Source organism: Actinomadura sp. NPDC048032, assembly GCF_040653175.1.
GTDB classification, from domain to species: domain Bacteria; phylum Actinomycetota; class Actinomycetes; order Streptosporangiales; family Streptosporangiaceae; genus Spirillospora; species Spirillospora verrucosospora.
Map to the genome: position 1 here is coordinate 1 of NZ_JBEZJP010000520.1, position 4,983 is coordinate 4,983.

Annotated in this window: 4 protein-coding genes and 1 pseudogene; 1 reads left to right on the top strand and 4 read right to left on the bottom strand. The window is 74.7% G+C overall.

Features of this window, described 5'->3' with window-relative positions; translation table 11 throughout:
* Positions 1–609 (bottom strand): TetR/AcrR family transcriptional regulator (locus tag AB0C69_RS37905; RefSeq protein WP_360360674.1); only part of this gene is annotated, 609 nt, incomplete at its 3' end.
* Between the two features lie 113 nt (positions 610–722).
* On the opposite strand from AB0C69_RS37905, the gene AB0C69_RS37910 reads away from it, so the two are divergent.
* On the top strand, positions 723–2,114 hold the full coding sequence (locus tag AB0C69_RS37910) for an MFS transporter (protein ID WP_360360677.1): 1,392 nt from the start codon (positions 723–725) through the stop codon (positions 2,112–2,114).
* Positions 2,115–2,135: 21 nt separating this feature from the next.
* Here the strand turns inward: AB0C69_RS37910 and AB0C69_RS37915 are convergent, their stop codons facing one another.
* The 3 genes and pseudogenes from AB0C69_RS37915 to AB0C69_RS37925 form a co-directional block, all read right to left on the bottom strand.
* Entirely contained in the window at positions 2,136–3,827 is a 1,692-nt protein-coding gene (locus AB0C69_RS37915; RefSeq protein WP_360360680.1) for a bifunctional 3'-5' exonuclease/DNA polymerase, read from the bottom strand.
* A gap of 309 nt (positions 3,828–4,136) precedes the next feature.
* Positions 4,137–4,628, bottom strand: coding sequence for a DUF4234 domain-containing protein (locus AB0C69_RS37920; RefSeq protein WP_345184640.1), 492 nt, complete (start codon positions 4,626–4,628; stop codon positions 4,137–4,139).
* A gap of 156 nt (positions 4,629–4,784) precedes the next feature.
* Positions 4,785–4,983 (bottom strand): annotated as a pseudogene (locus tag AB0C69_RS37925) (metallophosphoesterase); the annotation flags it as partial.

Below are 4,983 nucleotides of genomic sequence, written 5' to 3' on the forward strand. Positions count from 1 at the left end.
GGAGGCGGCGACGGCGGCCAGCCGGGCGCTCATGGCGCGGGAGGCCCGCTCGTAGAGGGACGCGTCGTCGTGGAGCAGGGCCTGCGCGCCGCCCGCGCGGCAGAGGGCGTCCAGCTCGAAGGCGAGCTGGGAGACGTCGGTCGCGGCGTCGATCTCGCCGAGGTCGCGCGCCTCGCGGAGGCAGCGCTCCAGGAAGGCGCGCCAGTCGCGCTGCGACGCGGCGATCGCGTCGCGGACGCGTCCGGGGCGGGCGTCGAACTCGGCCATCGCGGAGTGGAAGAAGCATCCGCCGGGGAAGACGGGGTCGCGCTGGTAGCGCTGCCACGCGTCCAGGAGCGCGCGGACGCGGCCGATCCCCTCGGGGGCGGCGAGCGCGGGCTCGATCACGTGCAGGCGGAACACCTCGGCCGCCTTGCGGATCGTCGCCAGCTGGAGCTCCTCCTTGGAGCCGAAGTGGGTGAACACGCCGCTCTTGCTGATCCGCAGCTCGGTGGCGAGCCGGCCGATCGACAGGCCCTCCAGGCCCTCCGCCGAGGCGATGTCGGCGGCGCGGCCGAGGATCGCGCCGCGCGTCTGCTCGCCCTTGAGAAGCCGTCCGTCGGTGGTCACGCCCTTAAATCTGCACGACCGTTCGTTCAAAGTCAATGCGCCCGCCCCCTTGACTCGGATCCTCCTTCTAGAAGAGTGTACGACCGTTCGTTTACTTTCCTGAGAGGTCCTCCATGACCACCGAGACGCAGACCGGCGCGGCGCCCCCGCGGCCGGTCGCCGCGCGCCGGGACGTCCCCTGGCTCGCCGCCGGCGCGACGTTCCTGGCCATGCTCGACGCCACCGCCGCGAACCTGGCCGTCGCCGACCTGCACACCGACTTCCCGGGCAGCACCCTGTCCGGCCTGACCTGGGTGATCACCCTGTACGCGGTGCTGTTCGCGGCGCTGCTCGCGCCCGCCGGCCGCGTCGCCGACCTGGTCGGCCGGCGGTCGCTGTACCTGTGGGGCACCGGCCTGTTCACGCTGGCGTCGCTGGCCTGCGCGGTCGCGCCGAACCTGCCCGTCCTGCTGGCGACGCGCGCCGCGCAGGGCGCCGCCGCGGCGGCGCTGATCCCCGCGTCCCTCGCGCTGCTGCTGCACGACACGCCTCCCGAGCGGCGCGCCCGCAGCATCGGGCTGTGGAGCGCGGCGGGCGCCTTCGCCGCCGCGATCGGCCCCGGCCTCGGCGGGGTGCTGGTCGACCTGTCCGGCTGGCGGTCCCTGTTCGTCATCAACGTGCCGATAGGGCTGGCGATGCTGCTCGGCGGGCGGCGCCTCCCCCGGGCCGCGGGCGGGGCGGGCCGCCTGCCCGACCTCGCCGGGACGCTGCTGCTCGCCGCCGGGGTCGGCGGGGCCGCGCTCGGCGTCACGCAGAGCCGGGACTGGGGCTGGACGGACGCCCGGACCCTCGCGCTGCCGCTCGGCGGCGCCGCTCTGGTCGCCCTGGCGCTGTGGCGGTCGGCGCGGCACCCGGTGCCCGCGCTGGAGATCTCGCTGTGGCGCGACCGCCGGTTCGCCGCCGCGAACGCCGCCTCGTTCCTGTACGGGACGGCACTGTACGCGTGGCTGCTCGCCGGCGTGCTCTACCTGACGGGCGAGTGGCACTACTCGATCCTGAAGGCGGGGTTCGCCTCGACGCCGGGCGCGTTCACCGCCACCGCGGCGGCGGTCGCGGCGGGCCGCCTCGCCGCCCGCTTCGGGGTCCGCCCGGCCGTGACCGGCGGCGCGCTGATCATGGTCGTGTCCGGGGCGTGGGTCATCGCGACCCTGCCCGCGGAACCGCACTTCGCGACGTTCTGGCTCCCGCTCGGCCTCCTGGTCGGGACGGGCATGGGAATGATCAGCACCGGCACCGCCTCGGCCGCCGCGCTGTCGGCCGGGCCGCTGCGGTTCGCCGGCGCCACCGGACTCAACACCACGGCGCGGCAGCTCGGCGGCGCGCTCGGCATCGCCGTCCTCGCCGCGCTGCTGCCGGAGCGGGCCGCGTTCGGCGACTACGCCTCCGTCTACCTGTTCTGCACGATCGCCGCCGCGGGCACGGCCGCCGCCGGCCTGCTCCTCACCGTCCGCCCGCCGAGGCCCTGAGCCGGTCCGCGCGCCGGCCGCTCACTTGGCGTCGGCGTAGCGGTCGACGACCGCGATCTCCATCGGGAAGACGACCGGGGTGTCGCCGAACAGGAGGCCGCGCGCCTCCCGCGCGGCCGCGCGGACCGCGTCGGCGACCTCGGCGGCCAGGTCGGCGGGGGTGTGCACGATGACCTCGTCGTGCTGGAAGAACACCAGGCGGGGCGGGCCGATCCCGGCGAGGCGGCGGCGCAGGGAGCCGAGGAGCGCGAGCGCCCAGTCGGCGGCGGTGGCCTGGACGACGAAGTTGCGGGTGAAGCGGCCCCGCCCGCGCAGCGCCTGGGCCGCCGTGCCGCCCCGGGGCCCCGGGGCGGCGTCGTCGTCGCCCGCCGACGTCAGCTCGCGCCACCCGGCCGAGGGCGGCGGGCACGTGCGGCCGAGGCGGGACCGCACGAGCAGGCCGCGCTCCCCCGCCCGCGCGGCGGCCTCGACGTACTCGAACGCCTGCGGGAACCGGCTCTTCAGGACGGCGAGGAGCTGCACCGCGTCCGCCGTCCCGCCCCCGTACATGGCGGACAGCAGGGCGATCTTGGCCTTGTCGCGCGCGGTCCGCGCGCCGTCGGCGTCGTCGCGGAAGGCGTCGGACAGGGCCGCGTAGAGGTCGCCGTGCGCGGCGGCCTCGGAGAACGCGCGGTCGCCGGCGAGCGCCGCCAGCACCCGGGGTTCGAGCTGCGCGGCGTCGGCGACGACCAGGGCCCAGCCCGGGTCGGCGACGACGGCCTTGCGCAGCACGCGCGGGATCTGCAGGGCGCCTCCGCCGCTCGTCGCCCACCGCCCGGACACGACGCCGCCGACGACGTACTCGGGACGGAACCGGCCGCCGCTCACCCACGTGTCGAGCCACGTCCAGCCGTGCGCGGCGTGCAGCCGCGACAGCTCCTTGTACTCCAGCAGCAGGGGCACGGCGGGGTGGTCGACCTGCCGGAGGACGTACGCCCGCGTGGACGCGATCGGCAGCCCCGCCGAGGCGAACGCCCTGATGATCTGCGCCGGGGAGTCGGGGTTGACGTGCACGCGCGGCCCGAACGCGGCGCTGATCCGGTCGGCGAGCTCCTGCAGCCTGCGGGGCCGCAGACCGCCCGTGGGCCGCGGCCCGAGCATCTCGGTGAGCAGCGCGTCGTGCTCGTCCGCCGACCAGGGCAGCCCGTCGTGCGCCATCTCGGCGGCCACCAGCGAACCGGCCGACTCGGCCGCCGCGAGCAGCGCGAACCCGTCGAGCCCGGCGACGGCGCGCTGCTGCTCGGCGTGCACCGCGACGATCTGGCCGAGGTCGTCGGCGGACTCCTCCCGCCCGGCGTCGTCGTCGAACAGCGACGGCTGTGCGGCGTCTTCCCGGGGCGGCGGCGGATCGGCCGGGACGGGCTCGCCGCGCAGCCGCGCCCACGCCGCCCGGACCGAGCGCGGCTCCCCGTACCGCCCGGCATGGCCGAGCAGCAGGCTTTCGACGAGTTCGAGGTCGTGGCAGCGCGCGACCCGCACGCCCGCCTCCAGCAGCCGGGGGTAGAGCCGCGCGGTGGACGGCCACACCCAGCGCGGCGCCGACTCGCGTTCCCGCTCGGCGATGGCCGGGACCAGGTCGGGAACCTCCTCGACGGGCCCCGCGGGCGCGCCGTCCTCGGCCACCGCCCGCAACGCACCCCCACGCCCGCCCCCGGCCGCGACCGCGATCCTCACCCGCCCATTCTGACCCCGCCCACCGACAATCCAGCAGTAGCACCAATGGCGAAGACCCCCCGTGACGAAGTCACAGGGGGTCGAGCGCGATCCGAATCAGCAGGCCAGGGCCGTGGCCCGCTGCTCAAGGCAGCGTCTGAAGCTCGGCTGGCGACGACCTCCCCCATGCGATCGCGTCCGAAGGCAGATTCGAGCGAAGCAAGAATCTGATCGCGAAGCGAGCCGCCAAGGCGAGACGAAGCGATGCCAGCGATCGCCCGCCTTTATCGACGATGGAGGGCCGCCAGGCCCGAAGGAGGAGAAAAAGGCCTAGAGGATCGACACCTGCTGGCCGGCGGGGGTGTCTCCGTAGCGGTCGATGACCTTGTTCAGCTGGAGCTGGTAGTACAGCACGCCGAAGCCGAAGATGCCGAGCAGGAAGCCCATGCCGCCGCTGCAGCTCGGCTGGAGGCCGGCCGAGCGCTGGGCCTGGGCGATGCGCCCGCCGAGCTTGACCCACATGACGAGCGGCCAGATGCCGAGGGTGATGCCGCCGAACAGCATGGACAGCAGCGCGTTGGTGGCGGCGTTGTCGATGCGCCGGTCGTACTGGTGCAGCTCGTCGTGGACCTTGAAGAACCAGACGAGCCCGTAGATGCCGAACGTGATGATCGGCAGCCCGAGCCAGGCGCCGACGGGGTTGCGGCGCTTCATGTTGAGGCCGGTGCCCGCGGCTGCGGGCGCCTGGTGCTGCGCGTGGGCGGGCGCGTAGCCGCCCTGGTATGCCTGCTGTTGGCCCTGACCCTGCTGGGGGTGACTCATGGAAAAGCTCTCCTGAAGGACGCGGTCGTTTTCCGGCCGACCGTCCGTTACCGTTCACCGGTGTGGTGAGCCACGACTGTAACGGCAGCCGGGCACACCGCGAGGCAAGATCGCCTACTTTCGCCCCATGACTGGCAGATCATCCAAACCGGCCGGTCAGCGCAGCGGGATCGTCACCTCGTCCTCGCACGGCGGCGACGTCTCGTGGTCGCCGCACCCCGTCGCCGCGAAGCAACGGATGCGCAGCTGCGACTCCGTCACGTCCAGGCGGAGGAAGCTCTTGAAGAACGGCGGCCGGTCCCAGTCGGCCAGCTCCGACCGGAACCGCTGCGGCAGCCGGTAGCCGTCGGCGGAG